The following is a 24,421-nucleotide window of genomic DNA, read 5'->3' as shown; positions in this document are numbered from 1 at the left end:
ATCTATTTTTCGCTAAGAAAATCGTGTCGATAACAAGGCAAAAATTTCGTTGTTTAGTTGTTATCACTAATTGCTCTTGCATTGCCTCCTGCCTCCATGCAGTCGTATATCAGAAATTCTTAACGCAGTTAGCGTCAGGTTTAATCCTTCAAATCGATTAAGTATTACTGCGTGTTGATATTATATATTCTAAAAATAAAAAAACCGCATTAATAAAATGCGGTTTGTAAAAATATAAACTAAAAACTGTTTTTAATTATTAAAAATAACCACGAACACCAAAGCGGAAGTTTCTGCCTGGTAGTGGGGCTTTATCTTTAATAAATGAGCTATGTACAAAACCTAACTCGTCGGTAATGTTATCTACATTTATATAAAGTTGTGCATCTACCGCACCTAAATCAAGTTGGTAATTAGCTTGTGCGTCAAATAACGTATAACCATCGGTTTGTGTTTCAAACGCAGTTACATCGTTTTGATCAAAGTAATGAGTACCTGTAAGCGTTAGTTGTAAATCACCTAAATCATACTGTAGCTCCGAGCCTAATTTATTGGCTGGAATACGCGGTAGGTTACCTTCATCATCTTTAAGTTTTGCACGAGTTGAGTCACCAAATACTTTAACCATAGCGCTTGATGTAATTTGATAGTGAGCATCAAATTCAATACCATATAGCTCTGCATCTTTGCTGGTAAACTGATAAACCGCAACGGCATCATCATGTGCACCAATAGCCGATTCTAAACCATCTTCTTCATCGTAAACTAAACCTGTATTTTCTTGGAAGTAGAAGTTTTTAATATCGTTATAGAAAAAGTTAACTGTGTAACCAAAATCACCGCTAAAGCGTCTAAAGCTTAAATCTAAGTTTGTTGAAGTTTCCTGTTTGATATTTTCTGGCTCAAAATGCGCTTCATTATCTTCAATATTGTAACCAAGGCCTAGCTCGTAAGTGCCAGTTGCAATGTGTAAACCGTTAGATAAAAGCTCTGCCGAAAGTGGTGCTCGTTCTGAATGAGAAATACTCGTAGCGATACTATGACCCGGCTTGTATTGCCAAATGGCACCAGCAGAGGCACTTAAATTGGTAAAACTTTCGTTATACCCAATGGTTTCTTCGTCGCTATGATCTATCTCTACTTCACCGTGGCTATGCTCGTGTGCCGTGATTTGGCTTTCAATTTTGTAATCTTCAACACGTGCGCCAAGTTCAATTGTAACGTCGCCAAATTCACGCTCTTCAAGTAAATATAATGCGTTAGTTGTAGTTACACTTGCGGGTGTAAAGGCTTCTTCACCAATTGCATCGTAGTCAGAATCGCTGTAGTGATAGCCCATCATTCCGTGCCAATCAGCAAACTTATGCTCTACATTTAAACGTGCTTCAGTCGTTTTATTTTTAAAAGTAGTACCAATTTCGCCATCTTCAATTTCGCTGTGCGAGTAATCTGTGTAGCCAACACGTAGGTTAATGGTTTCAATCCAGTTATTATGAAGGGCGTAACTTACAATCCCTTGCCAGCGATCTTGCTCTAAATGTGCGTAAACTGGCTCTTCAGCAGCTTCATCTTCATGTTCTGCATGCTCTTCTTCAGTTTCACCTTCGTGATCGTGATGATGCTCATGCCCAGGAATACCGTAACCAGTATCAATGCTACCGTAAGAAAAACCAATCGTTAAGTGATCGCCAACATAGCTGGTACCAAAGTTGAGTGTTTCGCTATCAATAAAAGTATTTTCTACCGAGCTTTCGGTTTCAACATCGCCATCATCGTCGGCAATAGTAAAGGTCGGTGTTTGGTAATCATCGCCGCTGCGCTTAGTACCATCAAAATGAAAGTTAAAGCCTTCATTACCTGTTTCAAGTTTTGCAGCTACGGTGTTTGAATTTGACACCGTATCGTGGCTGTATTCAGCAGCGCCTGTAAGCTCGTCGATATTGCTAGTAGGAATACGGTTATCAACCACGTTTACAACGCCACCAATTGCACCAGAGCCATAAAGTAGGGTACTTGGACCGCGCAACACTTCAATTTGCTCTGCCGCTAGGCTGTCGCTTGATGTCGCGTGGTCTGGGCCAATTCGCGACGCATCGCTGGCATCTAATCCATTTTGTGTGATTTTAACGCGAGGGCCATCTAAACCACGAATAATTGGGCTTGATGATACAGGGCCAAAGTAACTTGCATTTACGCCTGGTAAACCTTTAAGAGTTTCGCCAAGTGTTGGTTTAGATTTATTTCTTAATTCATCACCAGATAGCACACTTACAGGAGAAATCATTTCTAGGCTGTTCTTATGAAGTGCAGAGGCATAAACAACCACTGTTTCAACCGATGTTGGTTTAAGTGACACAGACAGATTATTTGAAGATTCGGTAACAGCAATACGAGAGTCGATGTAGTTGTCTTTACTAATATGTAATTGGCTGTTTGCATCTATATCGATAGCAAACTCGCCTAAATCATTACTTTTAACGCTTTGGTTTTTGCCATGGACATGGATAAAGGCATTTTTAATAGGTTGATTTTTATCATCCATTACTTTACCAGTAACGGTTGCAGCCAAAGCTGATTGAGAACATAAAACAGAAAAAATAGCAGAGGAGATTAATGTTAACTTTGTCATGGATATATTGGTTCGTGGTTATTATGTTGTGATATAATATAACACCGCAAAATTAACGAATCAACAATGTTATAGTATAACTTTGAATTTTGCGATGAATAATCTAAAAATGACGATTAAGCCAATATTATAAAAATTCAAATAATAGGTTTGTGAATAGAAAACTTATCTATTTGATCGAAGAACTCATAGCGCTAACCGGTAAACCTATGTATTTAATAGCGGCTATCTATCATTATCGCATCTAGTTTATGCTGCGCTCTTGTCTGATTTGTTATATCTACAGATTCAATCATTTCGCATTCGTCGCGGATCATCTCTGAAATAAGACTAGGGTAGTGGCGGCAGTCTTCTGGGCGGTCGAGGTAAATACTGCAGGTATACATATTTTTAGCGAGAGGATCTTTTTTAGGCGCAATTTCTAAAAATGGGCACACTTGAAGTCTTAAGCCTGTTTTTGGGTCAAACCAAATTTCGTTGTTTTTAACGTATTCATAAATTTCGGGGTTAAAGAGCTCCCATAAATCTATTTCCTCTTTCGTTGCGCTTAAATCGCCGCCGCCATATTTAATACAGCATTTACCACACTGGTTGCATTCTTTCATAATTGGCTAATTTAGTTGGCTGTTAACGAATTTAAGTTAGTTATTAGTGTAGCACCAAATTTATTATTAACGCTCTACTGAATTTACCCATCCTTTAATTTTTGGGTGTGTAAACAATAGTTAGATACAATAACTTAAGTTAAATCCCTTGTTACATTTTATATAGTACAGGCTTTATTTAATGGTTTACTCTAAAGGTAGCGAAAAATGTTACAAACCCCGCTTGAGAAACTGTGTGATTGTTAAATGTTGCTGAGCGCGGATACCTAAGCAGGGCGTTATTATGAAAGAGGCTGTCACTAAGTTAAAAACAGAATTTAATGCAAAGTTATTGTATTGGAACAATCTTAAAAGTAGCAAAGCTAAAGCGGCAATCATCCTATTATTTTTAGTTGTCATTGCACTTAAAGTGTTTACGACCATTTTTACGTTGGATTGGGTTGCAAGTTTATTCAGCGTGTAAGTATACCAAGAGTAATTGCGATTAAGTTTAATCACAGAGTGTTTAACGCCTACGCGATGTTCATTATTAATGTATTATTACGCTATACACCAAATTAAATAAATCAGTTGTTTAAATACGTTTTATAATGACTGTAATGATACATTTTAGCTAAATTGAGTGAGTAAATGAGTTTAGCTGCATTAAAGGATAACCAGTGATGATGAATACAAAAGTATATAAAGCGGTACATGATCTAGCAGAAGATTTAATGGCGGCGGCTAACAAAAATAACCGTGAAAAGTTTGAGTCGTTATTTGCTCAATTAAAAGCTATTTGTATTGAAAACGAAAACACCTCAAAAGATCACCCTGTACAATGGGAAACTTTAGCTGATTTTACCGAAGAGTTAGAAGAGGCAATTACTACTTACGAAAAAGCATTAGAAAAGTCGATTGCGATTAATAACAAAGATCACATGTCGTCGGTTTCTTTTTCAATGGCTACATTACAGCTTGAGCTTGGCCAAAAAGATGAAGCTATTAAAAACCTTCAAAATGCTAAAGTCAGCGCCAATAAAATTGAAGACAAAGAGCTTAAAGCTGAAATACACGACCTACTAGAGTCGCTTATTGAAGAAGAAGGTTAAATACATAAAAGTATAACTTATCCATATTAAATGTGATTTTTGTGGATTTAGCTTGAGCTTAATAAAGCGCTGATGGTTTATACCCTCAGCGTTTTTTATGTTCGCTATAAATACTAAACCAAAAGAAAAGGCTTACTATTGAGCTAGCTTATTCATAAAGTCGACAATGTACTTTGCAATTTCTACTGGTTTTTCTTCAACGCTAAAGTGCCCTGAATCGAGTAAATGCAGTTCAGCGTTCGGTACATATTTTAAGTATGCTTTAGCGCCTTCGGCTATAAACGCAGGGTCGTTTTTACCCCATACAATTAACGTTGGTGGTTGGTACTTGCGTAAATAAGCTTGCCACTTTGGATAGTCGAGAAGGTTGTTGTAGTAATCTTGTAGCAATTGCACTTGAATTACTCTATCGGCTTTGGTTTGTAAAAAGTGAAGATCATGCGTCCAGCTATCTGGGCTCATCACTTCTGGGTTACTTTGTACGTCTCGTAAATACTGCTTATTAATAATGGCTTGTTCAGACGTGTACGAATAAATTTTATCTTGCTGAGCTTTCGAACTATCTTCATTCGCGGCTTTAAAAAATGCTTGCCTCGGTAGGGTTAGCCCCTCTAAATACGCATTACCATTTTGTACAATAAGTGCATCAAGTTTATTAGGATTATTTAACAACATTCTAAAGCCTACAGGTGCTCCAAAGTCTTGTATATATAGGCTGTAGCGCTTTACTTTAAGCGTTGTTAGTAACCCTTCAACGTATTGAGCTAGTAATTCAAAAGTATATTTTTGAGTTTCTGGGTTTGGGCGTTCGCTGTATCCTGAGCCTAAATAATCGGGTGCAATTACATGATAACGACCTGATAAAAGCGGGATCAATTCTCGGTAGCTGTGTTAAGACGACGGATAGCCATGTAAAAGCACAATGGTTTGCTTATGCTGGATGCCAGCTTCTCGGTAAAATATCTTTTTACCGTTTACATTTGCATATTTGTAAGCGGTTTTTGAAGGCCATACAGCATCAGCGGCATATACCTGAGCGGTAAGCGTAGACATTGAAACTAATAAAAACACAATAAATGAGACGATGTGAGCAGGTTTTACTTTAAGATTTTTTTGTATATCTGGGTACATAAGTAAACTCGTTATTTTTGGTAATGACGCTTTATTAATTTACCAGACCCGTTATTTACACAATTGCATTCAGTTAATAATTACAAGTTACTACTAATAAGGACACAGTAACAATACCTGTGTTTTTAAAGCACATTATCAAATATATAGTTGATTAGAGGGTAAGTGGTTTTTTAGCAGCTTTTTGTACTTTAAAAAGAGATTCGTTAATTTACTTTTGTTACAATTGAGTTGTTGGCTTACAACATTTATACAACGTTAAGTGAGTATTTTGGAGGAAGGACGTGCTCGAACAAATAGAACAATGGATTGATGCAACAAATATTAAATATAAAACCCAAAGAATTAGCTGTGAGAAATTTGCCAGTGAGTTTGCAGGGTTTTATCCTGTCGAATTTTTAAAAAATGCCTTTTCCGTTATTGTCGATGAAATACCCAAACCTAACTTTCCTTTTTTGCGTGAAATGGGATTAGACGATTTTATTGACATGGATGCCGCAGGTACTACATACAAAAACACTTATTACATGCTTCCTTACGTAGCTGATAATTTAGCTGTGCATTTTCATGAACTTGTTCACGTAGCCCAATGGAGTGAACTTGGCGCCGAGGCTTTTATGTTGCGTTACATAACCGAAATTCAGCAGGTTGGTTATGATGCTGCGCCACTTGAAGTCATGGCGTATGGTCTTGATAAGCACTTTACAAATAATGGCAAGAAAATAAACGTGCCTGAACTCGTGGTTCAAGCGTTGTAGTTAATTAACATTTTCAAAGGATTGCATATGACACGCTTTACTGTTTTTTTACTGAGCTTACTTAGTGTAAATGCCTATGCGGCATCGTTTGATGACGATATTGTGGCTGCGTTACTTGAAAGAACAACACATAACGTTACCTATGACGGGTCTTATCGCTCTATTACTTATCCGGGTGGCGATGTGCCCGCTAATGTAGGGGTGTGTACCGATGTAGTTATTCGATCATATCGACTTTTAGGTATTGATTTGCAAAAGCTTGTGCATGAGGACATGTTAAAAAGCTTTGAGCTATATCCCTCTAAGCGTATTTGGGGTTTAACCAAACCGGATAAAAATATAGACCACCGCCGTGTGCCAAACTTACAGGCTTACTTTAAAAATCATGGCCAAGTGCTCGCTAAATCAAGTAACGTGAACGACTATAAAACGGGTGACATTGTAACGTGGATGCTGCCAGGTAATTTGCCGCACATTGGTATGGTTGTGAATGAGTTAGCAAAAGACACAGGGAATCAATTAATTGTTCATAATATTGGTCGAGGACCTGAAAAAAGCGACATGCTTTTCGATTTTAAAATTACGGGGCATTACCGTTTCGTCCCACAAGAATATAAATAACCAGATTATAAGTATGAGTTCTCTCATTTATTGATATTGCAGTATAAAGAAAAAGGATTTTGAACGTGAATACAAAAACCGATTCAAAAGAGGCTAGCCCAAAAGAGGTTAATCTTAAACAAAGTAAACTCGCTCCCAAAATAGCTAGCTTATTTATGAGTATTGCTTTTTCAGCCATAGGAACGGGTTTGTTTAGTTTGGTTGCAAGCTTACTTGGCAACGTAAATGTAACCGAAAAAACAGTTGGCAGTGTGTGGGTTTTACTGACCACATTTTTTGTTATTTTAAATGTATTTGGTGTCATTATTTGGCATAAACCGAAATGGTTAATTACTGCTATAAATAATGTGCTTAGGTTTGCTAAAAAGCGCAAAACAGCATTTTTTAGCGCCGTGCTAATGCTGATATTAATTATAGCAGGCTATTGTTTTTTTCTTTCCTTACCACAGCCAATTAGTTACAAAGCAACTCACTCTACACCTGCTGTTACCACTTTATCTGATGTTTTAAGCCCGGAACCGCTTTATATTGATTTTACTCCCGTTTTAGATGATGTAGAGAACACTGATGCCGTATCTTACTCTGTCGCAAAGCTTGCGCTTGTTGGCAAAGTGATTCCCACAGGTATAAAAGTCACGCCTGAGCTAATTGGACAGTGGTCTTGGAATAGTGAAAGCCAGCTTAAATTTATCCCAAAACAAGATTGGTCAGCAGGGCAAAAATATAAGGTACGTTTTGATTCATCTATTTTTAAAAGTGATATACATCTAAGCGATAATGAGCATGTATTTAAAACTCCCAACTTTGAACTAACACTAAGCTCGCTCGCTTTTTATCAAGACCCTAACGTTAAAAAAAGTCACAAGGTGATAGCAACATTAAAAGCGACTCACCCAACAGATATAAGCACCATAAAAAATAATTTAAAGCTGACTCAATCGCTTGAGCAAGATGGCAAAAACGAACTAGCACAATACAAATTTGATGTTACTTACGACAAGCATCAACGAGAGATTTACATTACTTCAGAGCAAATACGTATTCAAGATACCGAAAGCTATCTGTATTTTGTTCTTAATAGCGGTGTAAAGCCGGTTATGGGTCCTTCTCAAACAACAGTAGAGATTAAAGACGCCGTGTTGATCCCAAGTGTAAATAGCTTTTTTAGAGTAAATACTGCCAATGTGTTGATGGTAAAAAATAAGCAAGGGGAGCCCGAACAAACACTTGTTTTAGACTTCACAGATGATATTTCATCGCAAGATGTGGTTAGTAAAACAGTTGCTTACGTATTACCGACTAAAGATTCAAAAGGTAATTATAAGTACTTCGGTAGTCCACGAGAGGTTACTGATGCAGTGCTTAAGCAATCTCAAAAAGTTAAGTTAAATGCGATTCCTACCGCGCAAGATACCGCTAAGTTACACAGTTTTACGTTTGACGCCCCTCAAAACCAGCAAGTTTATATCGCGATTGATAAGGGATTAAAGTCGAAGGGTGAGTTTAGGATGGTGAATAAATACGACACTATTTTAGATACGCCGGCTTATCCGACACAAGTAAATATTATGTCTAAAGGGTCTATATTATCAAAAAATGGCGATCATAAATTGTCATTTTTGACCCGCGGTGTAAACGCACTTCAAGTTAAAGTAGGTAGGGTAGAAGCCAATCAAATTAACCACCTTATAAGTCAAACCAGTGGTGATATTTCTAATCCAGAATTTAATAATTATTACTTTACAGAAGAAAACATAAGTTCAATTTTTACCAGACAAGTTAATTTAAAATTGGAGCACCCTAAAAAAGCGGTCTATTCATCTATTGATTTGAGTAGTAAGTATAATGAGTCAGTTGGTTTAGGCTTATTTTTTATAAATGCTCAAGCGTTAAATACAGAAGATAATTACGTATATGGCCCCCAAGAAAAACGACTTATCCTTATTACTGATTTAGGTATTTTGGTAAAAAATAATGCAGATGGATCTCGCGATATATTTGTCCAATCTATTGAAACAGGAAAACCGGTAGCAAAAGCGAAGGTGTCGTTATTGGGTAAAAACGGATTAGTTATTTTAAATGCTAAAACAGATTCTGAGGGGCACGCATTTTTCGACAAAACAACGTGGTTTACTGATGATCAAACTCCCGTTGCTTTTGTAGTCGAAACTAAAAGTGACATGTCTTTTATTCCTTATAATCGCTATGCTCGAATGGTTAACTACTCTCGGTTTGATACCGGCGGTGTAAGTTCTGGGCTCAGTGGTAGTAATAAAATAGATGCGTTTGTTTTTTCTGACCGTGGAATTTATCGACCAGGCGATAGTGTTAAACTTGCCACGATTGTGAAGCAACAAAACTTTGCAAAACTGGGCGATATACCGCTTGAACTTATAATTACCGATCCTAAAGGGACAACTGTTTATAATAAACGAGTGAGCTTAGATAAGTATGGATTGCTTGATTTTGACTTTAAAACACAAAATAGCGCCAATACCGGAACGTATTATGTATCGGTCCAACTTATTAAAAATAATAATAGCCGCGACCAATTAGGCAGCACTGAGTTTAAAGTTGAAGAGTTTGTACCCGATAGATTGAAAATTAGTAGTCAATTTTCTCAATCATCTGCAAAGGGGTGGGTAAACAGCTCAAAATTTAAAGCATTGGTGAGCCTTCAAAACTTATTTGGTACACCTGCTCAAAATAGACGTGTTACTGCTGATTTACATTTATCTCCAGCTGGTTTTTACTTTAATGAATACAAAGATTATGTGTTTTCTGATCCCCACAGTGAAGGAAAAAATATTAGACACAGTTATGAATCATTAACCGAAACCAAAACTGATGAACAAGGCAAGGCAGAATTTGATATTGACTTAACTCGCTATGAGGCAGGTACTTATCAGTTAAATTTTGCAGTACAAGGGTATGAAGAAGGCGGTGGTAAAAGTGTTCGTGCAAGCAGCTCGGTGCTTGTTTCACCCGTTGAGCAGTTAGTTGGTTATAAAGCCGATGGCGATTTAAGCTACATATCAAAAGAGTCAAAACGTGTTGTAAAATTTATTAATATTAATTCAGAAACTGAGCAAGTTGCTCGTGATGATTTATCGCTAAATTTAATAGAACAACAATATGTATCTACGTTGGTGCAACAAAATAACGGCACTTATAAGTACCAATCGGTTAGAAAAAACAAACAGGTATCAAGCAATCCGTTTTACATTAAACAAGATGGCGCAAACTACGAATTACCCACTGCTGAACCAGGTGATTACTTAATAGAACTCGTTGATGGCAAAGGGAATACCGTTAGTAGGGTATCATTTACGATAACCGGCACGGGTAACTTAGCGGGTAAGCTTGAAAAGAATGCTGAACTGCAAGTTCAATTAAATAAACCGGATTACAAACCGGGCGAAACAATTGAAATAAGTATTGTAGCGCCTTATGTTGGCTCGGGTTTAATTACAATTGAAACTAATAAAGTACACGCTTTTAAATGGTTTGAGAGTAAAACAACAAGTAGCATACAAACCATAACGATACCTAAAGGGATAGAAGGCAATGCGTATGTTAATGTTTCATTTGTTCGAAGCCTTGAATCGAAAGAAATATTTACAAGCCCATTAAGCTACGCAGTTAAACCATTTGCGATTGATCGTAGTAAACGCGCAATAGATTTTGACGTAAACATACCTGATAAAGTAAAACCAGGTGACGATTTAGTCATTTCATATAGTGCCAAATCACCTTCACGTGTTCTGTTATTTGCTGTAGATGAAGGTATTTTACAAGTGGCAAATTATCGGACGCCAAAGCCGTTAAATCACTTCTTACAAAAACGTGCTTTAGAAGTTAGTACTATGCAAATTGTTGATCTTATTTTACCTGAATTTAAACTAGTGCAAGAGCTTGCAGCTGCGGGTGGTGGTTATGCTGACTCAATGGCAATGAACCGCAAGAGCAAGCAACTTAACCCGTTTTCTCGTAAGGTACAAAAACCAGTCGCATTTTGGTCTGGTATTTTATCGGCTGATGCTAAAACGAAAAAACATACGTTTACTATCCCAGATACTTTTGCAGGTCAGGTACGTGTAATTGCTATTGCCGTAAATGACGAGGGTGTTGGTGTTAAAGAAAGTACAACACTTGTGAAAGGGCCCTTCGTATTAACTCCTAATGTATTAACGACAGCAGCACCAGGCGATGAGTTTAATATTGTACTTGGTATTGCTAATGGTGTTGAGGATTCAGGTAAACAACTGCCAATTACGGTAGAAGCGCTTACTTCAAGCAACATTGAAATAATAAGCGATAAAAAATTAACGCTAAATATTGATGAAAAATCAGAAGACACATTAACGTTTAGAGTGAAAGTGCTTGATAAGCTTGGCGCTGCATCAATTACATTTACTGCGTTATCGAGTGACAATGTTAGCCAACGCACGGCAACGTTAAGTGTGCGCCCTGCGGTTGCATTTGTTAGTAGCTTTGAAAGTGGCTTTAGTGAATCAGGTAAAAAAGAAATAGCGGTTTCGAGACAGCTATATCCTAACTTATCACAAAATAATATTACCGCTTCACAAAGCCCGTTAGCGCTTGTTGATGGTCTTATTAGTTATTTAGATAACTTTCCTCATATGTGTACCGAGCAAGTAGTGAGTAGTGTGTTTCCGGTGCTAAGTTATTTAGAACACCCAAGTTATATGGGCGATGTATCTTATAAACATGAGCGTATAAACAACTTAATAGATACCCTTCGTCAACGTCAGTTACCTGATGGCAGATTTATGTTATGGCCGGGTAATTCTAGTGCATCTATTTATTCTTCTCTTTATGTTATGCATTTTTTATTAGATGCAAAAGAAGCGGGCGTAGCAATACCTTATGATATGTGGAGCAGTGGTTTTGAAGGTGTGCGCAGTATAGCGAGCGGATCTTTAGAGGCGAATGACAGAAACCGCGCTTATGCCATTTATTTGCTAACACGACAAGGTGAGGTAACAACTAATTACTTATCTGATTTAGAAAAAAGTGTAAATGCGAGTAATAGCAAAGTATGGCAACAAGATATAACGTCCGCGTTTATGGGCGCAACTTATCAGCTATTACGTGCAAGCGACAAAGCGCAAGCACTGATCAATAGCTATAAAATTGGGCAAGATACCCAGCACGATAATTGGGGCGCTTACGACTCACGTTTAGCTCACGACGGACAGTATATTTATTTGTTATCAAAACATTTTCCTGCTCGCTTAAAGCAGTTAACTAAAGATGATTTGTTTAATGTCGTTGACCCTATTTTTAAAGGAGACTACAACACGTTGTCGTCTGCTTGGTCTGTACTTGCTATGACGGCATACTCAAAAGTTGCGTTATCACAAGCCCAGCCTGAAGATGTAAAAATAATGGCAACAACGACAATGGCAGAAAAAAAGGCATTAGACGTAACCTATACACCTTATCCTAAAGCCTCGTTTTTAAATGACGTTAAAACGCTTGATGTATTAGCACCACCTCGCTCATTTTACATGATGAGCCAAGCTGGTTTTGATACAAACGTGCCACAAAAGTCATTAAGTAATGGTTTAGAAGTTGTCAGAGAATACCAAGACGATAAAGGTAATGTGATAACCACCGCTGTTCAAGGTCAAGAACTAAACGTTGTATTACGAGTGCGTAGTACAACGGGTAAAAATATTTCGGATGTTGCTGTTATTGATTTACTACCTGGTGGGTTTGAAGTACTCAGAGACCGCGTTCGCAATAGTTATAATCGCTGGACCTCTGATTATAAAGATATACGAGAGGATCGCGTTATATTATATGGCAGCTTTGGCGATAGCATGACTGAGCTTACTTACAAGATTAAGGCTACTACATCTGGCAGCTTTGTAGTGCCATCGGCTTATGCTGAATCTATGTATGATTTAAGTATTAAAGCGCACTCAAAATCGGGTCGTTTTGATGTTACCGCCGCTAAATAAAAAGTTTAGTTTTATAATAAAAACGGCTTTTTTTACAACAGCACTGCTTGCAGTGCTGTTGTATTTGTTTACTCCAAAGCCTGATATTACCCAGCCCAATGCTTACTCAACGGCTTTTTACGATAGCAGTGATAAATTACTTCGTTTAAATTTAGCCGCAGACGATAGATATAGATTATGGACGCCAATAGATAAAATCCCTTTGAGCGTTCAACAAGCTACTTTATTGTATGAAGACCAAGACTTTTATGAGCATATTGGTATCGATTTTATTGCTTTAATAAATGCGTTTTATACTAGCTATATTAAAAGAAGTCACCGAGTCGGTGCGTCAACAATAACAATGCAAGTAGCCCGGTTGCACTTTGGAATGAACACGCATGTTATTTTTGGAAAAGTAGAACAAATACTTCGAGCGCTACAAATTGAGAGACACTACAGTAAAAACCAAATACTCGAGGCGTATTTTAACTTAGCGCCTTATGGATCAAATATTGAAGGTGTTGGTGCAGCCAGTTTAATTTATTTTAAGAAACCAGCTATTGATCTTAATTTACCTGAGTCATTATTACTTAGCTTAATCCCGCAAAACCCAACCAAACGAAATCCCATTAAAAAATCGGCTAAACTGGTATTGCTAGAAACAAGAAAAAAACTGTTTACTCGTTGGCTTGAAACCCACCCAGACGATAAACATTGGCTAGCAGCTATGCAATTACCGATAAAGGTATATGCCTCTTCAGACTTGCCTTTTGAAGCTCCACATTTTATTGATAATTTACAAAGCGAGTACCCGCACCTAAAGCCTGGAGAATATAAAACGTCGATAGACCTTAATTTACAAAACTTACTTCAGCGCCATGCAAGAAATTACATTAATCGCAGGCATAGAGACGGGCTTAGTAATACGTCTGCTATTTTACTAAATTATAAAACTATGGAAGTAGTTGCTGAATTAGGCTCTGTGGATTTTTTTAATAATGACATTAGCGGTCAAGTAAATGGTGTAAGAGCTAAACGTTCACCAGGTTCAACCCTTAAACCATTTATTTATGCGCTTGCTATAGACGAAGGGTTAATTCATCCATTAACGCTTGTAAAAGATGCCCCCAAACGCTTTGGAGGATATACACCAGAGAATTACGATCAGCAGTTTTTAGGGCCTATATCGGCTACTGAATCGCTAGTGCTGAGCCGTAATGTGCCTGCTGTTAATTTGATGTATCGCTTACAAAAAGTTGGGCTATACGATTTACTCGTTGCAGCCGATATTAAAAAGCTTCAGCCCAAAGAGTTTTATGGTTTAGCGCTTGCGCTGGGCGGCAGTGAAGTAACGATGCTAGAGCTCGTTAAGTTATACGCCATGTTAGCTAATTTAGGGGTGTATAAGGATGAAGTTATATTAAAAAAAGACGCCACTGTTATTAACCAAAACAACCCAAATAATCAAAACAATCATATCAAGCAACTCATCAGCCCAGAGGCAGCCTACCTGACTTTACAAATGCTAAGTGAAAATAGTGCAGTTGATGAAATCTCATTTCAAAAAGAAAGAAGACAATCATACCCTGTATATTGGAAAACAGGTACTTCATTTGCTTTTCGCGATGCATGGTCAGTAGGTATTGTTGGTCCGTATGTTTTAGCTACATGGGTGGGTAATTTCTCAGGAGAAGGGCACCCATCTTTTATTGGGCGACAAGCAGCCGCGCCTTTATTTTTTGAAATAATACGTTCATTAGATAGTTACGGCTTAATCAAAGGCAATATAAAACCAGGTGGTTTAAATATTACAGAAGTAGATATTTGTTCAACAACAGGTGATTTACCTAATGTGCATTGCCCTAAAACAGAAAAAGGACTTTTTATTCCAGGTAAGTCGCCAATTAAAGTGTCCGATGTACATCGTGAAATTTATATTGATAAAGTATCGGGATTACGTGCTTGTCAGTATGTTGAATCTACAACTACAAAGGCAGTTTATGAATTTTGGCCATCTGACTTAGTCAGATTATTCAAACAAGCAGGCATTGTTAAACGCCAGCCTCCACCTTATTTAGATTCATGCTTAATTAATGACACGAGTACACGAGGCTCAGCACCGAGTATTACATCCCCGAGTAATTTAATTAGCTACACGATAAGAGCCAGTAAATTGAAAAAAGAAGGCCTGCCTTTTAGCGCAATCACAGATACAGATTCACGTATTTTATATTGGTTTGTAGATAACAGCTTTGTTGGTAAAGTAGAGCGAGATACGCCTTTTTTCTGGCACCCGCAAGTAGGCGAATTTGACGTAAGAGTGGTTGATAATTTAGGGCGTAGCGCATCAGTTTCAATGCGTGTAAAGCTCGTTCAGTGATACGTAAATAAGCTAAAGAGCTAGTTATCGGGTATTAAACAATTAGATTGGCGTTTATAAACTGTATTTAGCGTTTAGACTACTTTAAATTAATACTTACATTGCCATTGGGTTTACAGCAGCACAGGAGTATTTCGCCTTCGCGCACAAATGCAAGGGGCTCTTCGTTATATTCAACACTACCTGACACTAACGTTGCTCTACAGGCGCCGCAGTAACCTTCGCGGCATTGGAATGCAACGTCTATTTTCATGGATTCTAAGCACTGTAGAAGAGAAGGGCAGCCAGCGGTAAATTCTATACACTGGCTGTTTTCTGCAAGCGTTATGCTTGCAGTAGACTTGTCACTCATTATAAATCAAAATCACCAAATTCTGATGCATCAACTTGAGAGTCTATTTGACCAACAAGGTATGAGCTAATTTCTGCTTCTTGAGGCGCTACTTGCACGTTATCAGACACTAACCACGAGTTTATCCACGGGATAGGGTTACTGTTATTTTCAAACTGTGCTGGCAAACCAATCGCAGTCATACGTGCATTGGTAATGTATTCAACGTACTGACATAAAATATGTTTATTTAAGCCAATCATCGAACCATCTTTAAATAAGTATTCGGCCCACTCTTTTTCTTGCTCTGCAGCATCAACAAACATTTTAATTGCTTCGTCGCGGCACTGGGCAGCAACAATCGCCATTTCTGGGTCGTCTTTACCGTCTTGCATGATGTTTAAAATATGCTGAGTACCAGAAAGGTGAAGTGCTTCATCGCGTGCAATTAGCTTGATGATTTTAGCGTTACCTTCCATCAATTCGCGCTCAGCAAATGCAAACGAACATGCAAAGCTTACGTAAAAGCGAATCGCTTCAAGAATATTTACCGACATCATAGCCAGGTAAAGTTTCTTTTTAAGCTCAAATAAATTAATGATAACTGTTTTACCGTTAATCTCGTGTTTGCCTTCACCGTATAAGTTGTAAAGCGATACAGAGTTAATTAAGTCATCGTAGTATTTAGTTACGGCATCAGCACGTTCGCTAATTTTATCGTTGCTAACAATGTCATCAAAAATAAGCTCAGGTGCTTGTGTTACGTTACGGATAATATGCGTGTATGAGCGGCTGTGAATTGTTTCACTGAACGCCCACGTTTCTATCCATGTTTCAAGCTCTGGTAGCGATACAATTGGAAGTAGAGCCACGTTTGGCGAACGACCTTGTACACTATCAAGCAGTGTTTGGTATTTTAAGTTGCTTAAAAATATATGCTTTTCGTGATCTGGTAATGCTTGAAAGTCTAAACGGTCTTTACTTACATCTACTTCCTCAGGACGCCAAAAGAAAGACAGTTGCTTTTCAATTAACTTTTCAAAAATTGGGTATTTTTGTTGGTCGTAACGAGATACGTTTACAGTTTGGCCAAAAAACATTGGCTCTTGCATTTGGTTATTATGGTTTCGGCTAAAAGTAGTATAAGACATGTTTATCACTCAAAAAACTATCAGAAAAAGCGGGCTAAATGCCCGCTTAAAATAAAAATCAGCAGTTAAATTTTACACGCGCCGCCTTCACAATCGTCATCTTCCACTTCTGGAGCATCTTCTTGTGAATCTGAGGCGCCGTCGCGAGTATTGTGGTAATACAAGGTTTTAACACCTAGTTTGTACGCGCTTAGTAAGTCTTTTAATAAGACTTGCATAGGTACTTTACCGCCTTCGAACTTGTTTGGATCATAATTTGTATTTGCAGAAATTGTTTGGTCAACAAATTTTTGCATTATGCCAACAAGTTGTAGATAACCATCGTTTGATGGAATGTCCCATAGTAGCTCGTACTGATCTTTTAAACGCTCATACTCAGGAACAACTTGTTTTAAAATACCGTCTTTACTTGCTTTAACGCTAATATGTCCACGTGGTGGCTCAATACCGTTAGTTGCGTTAGAGATTTGCGACGATGTTTCTGATGGCATTAACGCACTTAGTGTTGAGTTACGCATACCGTGCTCTTTAATACTTGCACGTAGTGTATCCCAATCAAGATGAAGTGGCTCATCACAAATTTTATCTAAATCACGTTTATACGTATCTGTTGGCATAATACCTTGTGAATACGTTGTTTCGTTAAACTTAGGACACGCGCCACGCTCTTTAGCAAGCTCGTTTGATGCTTTCATCAAGTAATATTGAATAGCTTCAAAGGTCTTATGTGTTAATGCATTAGCGCTGCCATCAGAATAACGTTTACCGTTTTTAGCTAGGTAGTATGCGTAGTTAATTACGCCTATTCCTAGTGTACGACGACCCATAGTTGCATTTTTAGCAGCCGGTACAGGGTAGTCTTGGAAATCAAGTAAGTTATCAAGTGCGCGTACTGCAAGTTCAGCTAGCTCTTCAAGCTCATCAAGTGACTCTATTGCACCTAAGTTAAACGCAGAAAGTGTACAAAGGGCAATTTCGCCTTCTTCGTCATTTACGTTATTAAGTGGCTTAGTTGGCAATGCAATTTCTAAACATAAGTTAGATTGGCGAATTGGCGCAACTTTAGAAATAAATGGGCTGTGTGTATTACAGTGATCCACATTTTGTAAATAAATACGACCAGTACTTGCACGCTCTTGCGCAAACATTGAGAAAAGCTCAATGGCTTTAATACGCTTTTTACGAATAGACTCGTCTTGTTCGTATTTAACGTAAAGTGCGTCAAACTCAGCTTGGTCTTCAAAAAATGCATCATAAAGGCCAGGCACATCTGATGGGCTAAATAATGTAATGTAATCATCTTTAATTAAACGAGAGTACATTAATTTATTAAACTGTACGCCGTAATCTAGGTGGCGAACGCGGTTATCATCTACACCACGGTTATTTTTAAGTACAAGTAGGTTCTCTACTTCTAAATGCCAAAGCGGGTAGAACAATGTTGCTGCGCCGCCACGTACACCACCTTGTGAACAACTTTTAACCGCTGTTTGAAAGTGCTTATAAAAAGGGATACACCCTGTGTGATACGCTTCGCCGTTACGAATATGGCTACCTAGCGCACGTATTCTACCTGCATTAATACCAATTCCCGCACGTTGTGAAACGTATTTAACAATAGCTGACGACGTTGCATTGATTGAATCAAGGCTGTCGCCACATTCAATTAATACACACGAGCTAAACTGGCGAGTAGGCGTACGTACACCCGACATAATTGGCGTTGGTAGAGATATTTTAAATAAAGATACTGCATCGTAAAAACGTTTAATGTAATCAGTACGTGTTTCACGTGGGTAATCTGAAAATAAGCTTGCCGCAACTAAAATATATAAAAACTGTGCACTTTCGTATATTTCACCCGATACACGGTTTTGAACGAGGTACTTACCTTCAAGTTGCTTTACAGCAGCGTAGCTAAAGTTAAGATCGCGAGAATGATCAAGGTATGCATCAAGCTCATCTAACTCTTGCTCTGTGTAATCTACTAGTAAATGAGCATCGTAGCGTTTATCGCCAACCATTTTTGTTACGTGGTCAAATAAACGTGGTGGCTCAAATTGACCGTACGCTTTTTTACGTAAATGGAATACAGCTAAACGTGCAGCTAAGTATTGGTAATCAGGCGATTCTTTTGAAATCTGATCCGCTGCTGCTTTAATGATGGTTTCGTGAATGTCTTTAGTACGAATACCGTCGTAAAACTGAATGTGTGACTTTAATTCAACTTGCGAAACCGAAACGTTGTTTAAACCTTCGGCGGCCCATTCAATAACGCGATGGATCTTATCCAGATCAAGAGGCTCTTTACGCCCGTCACGTTTGCTTACAGATAACTGTTGGTTCATTTGCCTGTATTCCTTGGGAATTATGTATTTTGACCAATGCTTTATACCTCGCCGAGGCAAGGTATATACTCATTTATTATAAGTTTCGCCATATTTGCGAATTTAATTGAATAACATTTGGCCACAATATCTGGTGTTGTTCAATTTAGAGATCACAAGATAGTGTGGTCTGAGTTGTTTTGCAAGGGACATAATTGCCCCTATTTGTGGATAACTTCGGGATAACGTATTTGTGTTAGTAGACACTCACCTTCGAACAATCATTTAAGTTGAAATATGCAAAAATCAACTAATGATCTGCTAAATTTACGCATTTTAAAAATAAATTTTGACTGCTTTTTTTATCAGCAAGCTTTGCGTAAAAACTAACACAATCACAATATATAGTGTTTATTAATTAACATGGCACTATATATGGTTTCAGTGCACTATCTAAGTGAGTTGTTTAGTGTTCATGGTTGAACGCTTTTATAAATAAAAAGCATAATTAGAGGGAAGATATAGAAATGGGCTAAAAGATAGCCCATTTAAATTTATACAAAGAGCATGCTGCTCAGTGTAATAATTTTAAAAATACCTATTATTACACTTTCTGATATTTCTATAGATAAACTGAACTTCAATTTTAGTTATCCTAAATCTGAGTTAGTCACTTGCTGAGAATATAAGAATAAGTTACGCTCAAACTTCCAAACTTGGGCACTTTCTTAAAACTCGAGCAAGTGTCTTTGCTAACATCATATTCAAAATTTGAGTATGGTGTTAGCCCCTCCACTTAATTGAAATATCAATCCCATCAAAGTGTTAATAAAACTCTAATGTGGTCTGAGTTGTTTTGCAAGGGACATAATTGCCCCTATTTGTGGATAACTTCGGTATAGCGTATTTGTGTTAGTAGACGCTCACACTTAAACGAGCATTTAACTAAAGGCGTTTAAAAAGTAAACTAATGATCTGCTAAATTTACGCATTTTAAAAAAAATTCTGACTGCTTTTTTTATCAGCAAGCTTTATGTGAAAACTAACACAATCACAATATATAGTGTTTAATAATTAACATAGCACTATATATGGTTAAAACCATCAATTGGGCTTAGCCAGTTAAAATTGGCTTCCCAAGCTATCGCTTCATCTTTACTTGGGATGTAACCCCAAAGTGCCGTTGCGGTATGCATACCTGCCGCTTTGCCTGCTTGTATGTCACGCTGTGCATCACCAATGTATAAACAACGGCTTGGTTCTACCTGCATAAGCTTTGCACAGTGTAGCAGCGGTAATGGGGATGGCTTAGCTTCAGCTAATGTGTCGCCACTTATTACTACACTGGCATTTTTTAATGCGGGCATAGCTTCCACTAAAGGATCGGTTAAAAACCCTGGTTTGTTAGTCACGATCCCCCATTTGATCTTTTTCTGATCAAGGGCAATAAGCAACGATTCAACACCGCTGAAGCAATGCGTGTGATTTGCTATGTTTGCAGCGTATTCGTCAACTAATTGCTTAATAAGCTCGCTTTGGGGTTGTTTAGCCCATAATTCTTTAAAACCAGCCTCTAATAATGCGCCTGCGCCGTTAGATGCCGCAGGACGGTATACATCACTACTAACAGGCTCTACTTTATTATTAATGAGAACTGCATTTAAAGCCGCACCTAAATCATCAGCGGTGTCGAGTAGAGTGCCGTCTAAATCAAATAAAAATGCATCGTACTCAATAAGGGGGAGGGGGGCTTGAGAGTTAGCCATTAAGCTAACTTCTCAAAGTACAGTATGTAATTTACGCTAACGTCACTATTGAGCGTATATTGCTTTGATAGTGGGTTATAAGAAAGGCCTGTACTTGCACGAACTTTTAAACCCGCTTGCTCTGCCCATGTAATAAGCTGCGCAGGTTTTATAAACTTTTTATGGTCGTGTGTACCTTCAGGCACCATTTTTAAAAGCTTTTCAGCACCAACAATAGCGTATAAATATGCTTTAGGTGTTTTGTTCAGGGTTGAAAAAAACACGTCTGCGCCTGGTTTGGCAAGTGCAGCTACGGCATGAATGATAGATGCTGGGTCGGGAACGTGCTCAAGCATTTCCATACAGGTTATTACATCAAAGCGCTCTGGGTGTTGCGATGCAAACTCTTCTGCTGGCACTTTTATGTAATCTACATTTACACCAGTTTCTAAACTGTGCAACTTAGCAACAGTTAAAGGCTCTTGCCCCATGTCGATGCCAGTTACTTTTGCGCCCATGCGCGCCATGCTTTGGCTTAAAATACCGCCACCACAGCCAACATCGAGTGTTTCTTTATCGAATAAGCCTTGCGTTTTGTTTGCTATAAAGTCTAAACGTAACGGGTTAATTTCGTGAAGAGGTTTGAATTCTCCGTCTAGGTCCCACCAACGCTCGGCGATGGCTTCAAATTTTGCTATTTCTGCGTGATCTACATTTTGATGTTCGGTCATAAAATACTTCCTCGTCAATCTGAGGCCATTATATAGGGCTAAATTGATAAATCGCAAAGTTTTGCGCCTGTAAATTAAAATTAATTGTGATAGCATGGCTGTTAGAAATAATAACAATACTCTTAATACCCAATACCGGGTTGTTGAGAGCTGATACTGAAGGAATGTGATATCAAATGACTGATCTCGCCAATGAAATTCTGCCAGTCAATATTGAAGACGAGTTAAAAAACTCCTACTTAGATTACGCAATGAGCGTAATTGTAGGACGTGCATTACCAGACGTACGTGACGGCTTAAAACCTGTTCATCGCCGCGTTTTGTTTGCAATGAACGAGCTTAGTAATGACTGGAACAAGCCTTACAAAAAATCGGCCCGTGTGGTTGGTGACGTAATCGGTAAATACCACCCACACGGCGACAGTGCAGTTTATGACACGATAGTTCGTATGGCTCAGCCATTCTCACTGCGTTATATGCTAGTAGATGGCCAAGGTAACTTCGGTTCGGTTGATGGTGATTCAGCAGCGGCAATGCGTTATACAGAAGTACGTATGGCTAAAATGTCGCATGAGTTATTAGCCGATCTTGAAAAAGAAACGGTTGATTTCGTTCCTAACTACGATGGCACTGAGTTCATCCCTGATGTTTTACCAACGAAAGTTCCTAATTTATTAGTGAATGGTTCGTCAGGTATTGCAGTAGGTATGGCTACAAATATACCACCACATAACTTAACTGAAGTTGTAAATGGTTGTTTGGCACTTATTCAAAATCCAGATTTAACTATTTTAGAGTTAATGGATTATATCCCTGGTCCTGATTTCCCAACGGCTGCAATTATCAACGGTAAGAAGGGTATTGAACAAGCCTACTTAACTGGCCGTGGTAAAGTGTACATGCGTGCACGCGCCGACATCGAAACCGATGAAAAAACAGGCCGTGAAACAATCATCGTTCACGAAATTCCTTATCAAGTTAATAAAGCTCGTTTAATTGAAAAAATTGCTGAGCTGGTTAAAGATAAGAAAATTGAAGGTATTAGTGCGCTACGTGATGAATCAGATAAAGACGGTATGCGTATCGTTATTGAAATTAAACGTGGTGACGTAGGCGAAGTTATTTTAAACAACTTGTATTCACAAACTCAGTTACAAACTGTGTTTGGTATGAATATGGTTGCGCTAATTAATAACCAACCTAAATGTTTCAATTTAAAAGAAATGTTAGAAGAGTTTATTATTCACCGTCGTGAAGTAGTAACTCGTCGTACAGTATTTGATTTACGTAAAGCCCGTGACCGTGCACACACGCTTGAAGGCTTAGCGATTGCGCTTGCAAACATTGACCCAATTATTGAGCTTATTCGTAAATCCCCTACACCTGCTGAAGCTAAAATTGCTTTAACAGCGCGTCCGTGGGAATTAGGTAATGTACAAGGTATGCTTGAAAAAGCAGGAGAAGACAATGTTGCTCGTCCAGATTGGTTAGCAAGCGAACTTGGTATTCGCGATGGTCAATATTATATCTCTGAGCAACAAGCTCAAGCAATTCTTGATTTGCGTTTACATAAGCTAACAGGTCTTGAACACGAAAAAATCTTGACCGAATACCAAGCGTTATTAGAACTAATTGCTGAACTACTTTATATTTTGGCAACTCCTGAGCGTTTAATGGAAGTTATTCGTGACGAGCTAGTTGAAATTAAAGAGCAATATGGTGATGAGCGTCGCACTGAAATTAATGCAGCTGCTCACGATATCAGCCTTGAAGACTTAATTACTGAAGAAAACGTAGTAGTAACGCTTTCTCACGAAGGTTATGTGAAGTATCAGGCATTGTCTGATTACGAAGCACAGCGTCGTGGTGGTAAAGGTAAGTCAGCAACGAAGATGAAAGATGAAGATTTCATCGAACGTCTTTTAGTTGCAAATACACACGATACTATATTGTGTTTCTCTACGGCCGGTCGTTTATATTGGCTTAAAGTGTATCAGTTACCACTAGCAAGTCGTGCAGCGCGCGGTAAGCCAATTGTTAACTTGTTACCACTTGAAGCTGATGAACGTATTACTGCTATATTGCCAGTACGCGAGTACGCAGAAGATAAATACATCTTTATGGCAACAGCATTTGGTACAGTTAAGAAAACACCATTAACGGCTTACAGTCGTCAACGTGCAAGCGGTATTATTGCTGTTAACTTAAATGATGGCGATAGCTTGATTGGTGTTGATATTACCGATGGTAGCAACGAAATTATGTTGTTCACTGATGCAGGTAAAGTTGTACGCTTTAAAGAAGCTGAAGAAACAACAGTTGTTGATGAAAACGGTAACCCAGTATTAGACGAAGAAGGTAACCCTGAGATTCGTTTCAAAGGTGTTCGCCCAATGGGTCGTACTGCTACAGGTGTTCGTGGTATTAAAATGGTCGATGATCAACGCGTAGTATCGTTAATTGTACCAAAAACTGACGGTGCTATTTTAACGGTAACTGAAAATGGTTACGGTAAGCGTACACAACTTGAAGATTACCCATCTAAGAGCCGTGCAACACAGGGTGTTGTATCTATCAAGGTGAGTGAGCGTAACGGTGCTGTTGTTGGCGCTGTACAAGTTGATGATAACGACGAAATCATGATTATTTCAAATCGTGGTACCTTAGTACGTACTCGCGTTAATGAAGTTTCTACGGTTGGACGTAACACCCAAGGTGTTATTTTGATCAGAACTATTGACGAAGAGCAAGTAGTTGGTTTACAACGTATAGAAGAGATTGAAGTTACAGAAAGTGACTTGATTGATATTGAAGACGTTGAAACTGTAGATACGGTTATTGATGAAGTAGCGGATGATAATCCTCCTTCAGAATAATTGATATTGAAAAAGCGGCCTTGGCCGCTTTTTTTAATGTTGTTGAAAAAAATTAATAGGGTGTGAAGTTATA

At 38.2% G+C, this 24,421-nt stretch carries 16 protein-coding genes; 7 read left to right on the top strand and 9 right to left on the bottom strand.

Annotation, left to right across the window (positions count from 1 at the left end; genetic code table 11):
- Window positions 1-259 precede the first annotated feature (259 nt).
- Both L655_RS0124315 and L655_RS0124310 read right to left on the bottom strand, forming a co-directional pair.
- Entirely contained in the window at window positions 260-2,629 is a 2,370-nt protein-coding gene (locus tag L655_RS0124315) for a TonB-dependent receptor (protein WP_024606556.1), read from the bottom strand.
- A gap of 215 nt (window positions 2,630-2,844) precedes the next feature.
- Window positions 2,845-3,234 (bottom strand): YkgJ family cysteine cluster protein, encoded by a 390-nt coding sequence (locus tag L655_RS0124310; RefSeq protein WP_024590141.1) that lies wholly within the window; start codon window positions 3,232-3,234, stop codon window positions 2,845-2,847.
- Between the two features lie 283 nt (window positions 3,235-3,517).
- On the opposite strand from L655_RS0124310, the gene L655_RS0124305 reads away from it, so the two are divergent.
- Window positions 3,518-3,697 carry a hypothetical protein gene (locus tag L655_RS0124305; protein WP_024592379.1) on the top strand — a complete coding sequence of 60 codons (180 nt, stop codon included), beginning with the start codon at window positions 3,518-3,520 and terminating at the stop codon, window positions 3,695-3,697.
- A 199-nt stretch (window positions 3,698-3,896) separates the two neighbouring features.
- Window positions 3,897-4,325 carry a hypothetical protein gene (locus L655_RS0124300; RefSeq protein WP_007586178.1) on the top strand — a complete coding sequence of 143 codons (429 nt, stop codon included), beginning with the start codon at window positions 3,897-3,899 and terminating at the stop codon, window positions 4,323-4,325.
- 135 nt (window positions 4,326-4,460) lie between these two features.
- Here L655_RS0124300 and L655_RS01000000126150 read toward each other — a convergent pair whose 3' ends face one another.
- Together L655_RS01000000126150 and L655_RS1000000128320 are read right to left on the bottom strand one after the other, a co-directional pair.
- Complete coding sequence (locus L655_RS01000000126150; protein ID WP_241764556.1) at window positions 4,461-5,201, bottom strand: alpha/beta hydrolase; 741 nt, start codon at window positions 5,199-5,201, stop codon at window positions 4,461-4,463.
- 15 nt (window positions 5,202-5,216) lie between these two features.
- Window positions 5,217-5,456 carry an alpha/beta hydrolase gene (locus tag L655_RS1000000128320; protein ID WP_241764555.1) on the bottom strand — a complete coding sequence of 80 codons (240 nt, stop codon included), beginning with the start codon at window positions 5,454-5,456 and terminating at the stop codon, window positions 5,217-5,219.
- Window positions 5,457-5,740: 284 nt separating this feature from the next.
- Between L655_RS1000000128320 and L655_RS0124290 the strand changes: the two genes are divergently transcribed.
- The 4 genes from L655_RS0124290 (at window position 5,741) to pbpC (ending at window position 15,187) form a co-directional block, all read left to right on the top strand.
- Window positions 5,741-6,214, top strand: coding sequence for a hypothetical protein (locus tag L655_RS0124290; RefSeq protein ID WP_024606555.1), 474 nt, complete (start codon window positions 5,741-5,743; stop codon window positions 6,212-6,214).
- A gap of 27 nt (window positions 6,215-6,241) precedes the next feature.
- A complete protein-coding gene (locus L655_RS0124285; protein WP_024606554.1) occupies window positions 6,242-6,835 on the top strand; it encodes a DUF1287 domain-containing protein in 594 nt (197 codons plus the stop codon).
- 65 nt (window positions 6,836-6,900) lie between these two features.
- The gene (locus tag L655_RS0124280) at window positions 6,901-12,825 is read left to right on the top strand and encodes an alpha-2-macroglobulin (protein WP_024606553.1); all 5,925 of its coding nucleotides are present in this window, start codon (window positions 6,901-6,903) and stop codon (window positions 12,823-12,825) included.
- Window positions 12,806-15,187 carry a penicillin-binding protein 1C gene (gene pbpC, locus L655_RS0124275; RefSeq protein ID WP_024606552.1) on the top strand — a complete coding sequence of 794 codons (2,382 nt, stop codon included), beginning with the start codon at window positions 12,806-12,808 and terminating at the stop codon, window positions 15,185-15,187. Before L655_RS0124280 ends, pbpC begins: the two co-directional genes overlap by 20 nt.
- A gap of 79 nt (window positions 15,188-15,266) precedes the next feature.
- Here pbpC and yfaE read toward each other — a convergent pair whose 3' ends face one another.
- From yfaE to ubiG, 5 genes are all read right to left on the bottom strand, one after another.
- Window positions 15,267-15,539 (bottom strand): class I ribonucleotide reductase maintenance protein YfaE, encoded by a 273-nt coding sequence (yfaE, locus tag L655_RS0124270; RefSeq protein WP_007583035.1) that lies wholly within the window; start codon window positions 15,537-15,539, stop codon window positions 15,267-15,269.
- Window positions 15,539-16,669, bottom strand: a complete 1,131-nt coding sequence (gene nrdB, locus L655_RS0124265) for a class Ia ribonucleoside-diphosphate reductase subunit beta (protein WP_002961159.1) — start codon at window positions 16,667-16,669, stop codon at window positions 15,539-15,541. Before nrdB ends, yfaE begins: the two co-directional genes overlap by 1 nt.
- Window positions 16,670-16,734: 65 nt before the next feature.
- Window positions 16,735-19,017, bottom strand: a complete 2,283-nt coding sequence (gene nrdA, locus L655_RS0124260; RefSeq protein ID WP_002961160.1) for a class 1a ribonucleoside-diphosphate reductase subunit alpha — start codon at window positions 19,015-19,017, stop codon at window positions 16,735-16,737.
- A gap of 1,064 nt (window positions 19,018-20,081) precedes the next feature.
- Window positions 20,082-20,762 (bottom strand): HAD-IA family hydrolase, encoded by a 681-nt coding sequence (locus L655_RS0124255; protein ID WP_024606551.1) that lies wholly within the window; start codon window positions 20,760-20,762, stop codon window positions 20,082-20,084.
- Entirely contained in the window at window positions 20,762-21,472 is a 711-nt protein-coding gene (gene ubiG / locus L655_RS0124250; RefSeq protein WP_024597262.1) for a bifunctional 2-polyprenyl-6-hydroxyphenol methylase/3-demethylubiquinol 3-O-methyltransferase UbiG, read from the bottom strand. The genes L655_RS0124255 and ubiG overlap by 1 nt, the downstream gene beginning before the upstream one ends.
- Window positions 21,473-21,648: 176 nt before the next feature.
- On the opposite strand from ubiG, the gene gyrA reads away from it, so the two are divergent.
- A complete protein-coding gene (gene gyrA / locus L655_RS0124245) occupies window positions 21,649-24,348 on the top strand; it encodes a DNA topoisomerase (ATP-hydrolyzing) subunit A (protein WP_024606550.1) in 2,700 nt (899 codons plus the stop codon).
- Window positions 24,349-24,421 lie beyond the last annotated feature (73 nt).

It is taken from the genome of Pseudoalteromonas sp. TAE79, from assembly GCF_000498015.1.
Classification (GTDB): Bacteria; Pseudomonadota; Gammaproteobacteria; order Enterobacterales; family Alteromonadaceae; genus Pseudoalteromonas.
The sequence above is the reverse complement of the archived record's forward strand: the minus strand, read 5'-3'. Positions and strand labels throughout refer to the sequence as shown.

Coding starts and splice junctions, on each gene's coding strand:
- pbpC (WP_024606552.1), top strand. CDS start 12,806: ATGTTACCGCCGCTAAATAAAAAGTTTAGTTTTATAATAAAAACGGCT.
- yfaE (WP_007583035.1), bottom strand. CDS start 15,539: ATGAGTGACAAGTCTACTGCAAGCATAACGCTTGCAGAAAACAGCCAG.
- L655_RS0124315 (WP_024606556.1), bottom strand. CDS start 2,629: ATGACAAAGTTAACATTAATCTCCTCTGCTATTTTTTCTGTTTTATGT.
- L655_RS0124300 (WP_007586178.1), top strand. CDS start 3,897: ATGATGAATACAAAAGTATATAAAGCGGTACATGATCTAGCAGAAGAT.
- nrdB (WP_002961159.1), bottom strand. CDS start 16,669: ATGTCTTATACTACTTTTAGCCGAAACCATAATAACCAAATGCAAGAG.
- nrdA (WP_002961160.1), bottom strand. CDS start 19,017: ATGAACCAACAGTTATCTGTAAGCAAACGTGACGGGCGTAAAGAGCCT.
- L655_RS0124305 (WP_024592379.1), top strand. CDS start 3,518: ATGAAAGAGGCTGTCACTAAGTTAAAAACAGAATTTAATGCAAAGTTA.
- L655_RS0124255 (WP_024606551.1), bottom strand. CDS start 20,762: ATGGCTAACTCTCAAGCCCCCCTCCCCCTTATTGAGTACGATGCATTT.
- gyrA (WP_024606550.1), top strand. CDS start 21,649: ATGACTGATCTCGCCAATGAAATTCTGCCAGTCAATATTGAAGACGAG.
- L655_RS1000000128320 (WP_241764555.1), bottom strand. CDS start 5,456: ATGTACCCAGATATACAAAAAAATCTTAAAGTAAAACCTGCTCACATC.
- L655_RS0124310 (WP_024590141.1), bottom strand. CDS start 3,234: ATGAAAGAATGCAACCAGTGTGGTAAATGCTGTATTAAATATGGCGGC.
- ubiG (WP_024597262.1), bottom strand. CDS start 21,472: ATGACCGAACATCAAAATGTAGATCACGCAGAAATAGCAAAATTTGAA.
- L655_RS0124285 (WP_024606554.1), top strand. CDS start 6,242: ATGACACGCTTTACTGTTTTTTTACTGAGCTTACTTAGTGTAAATGCC.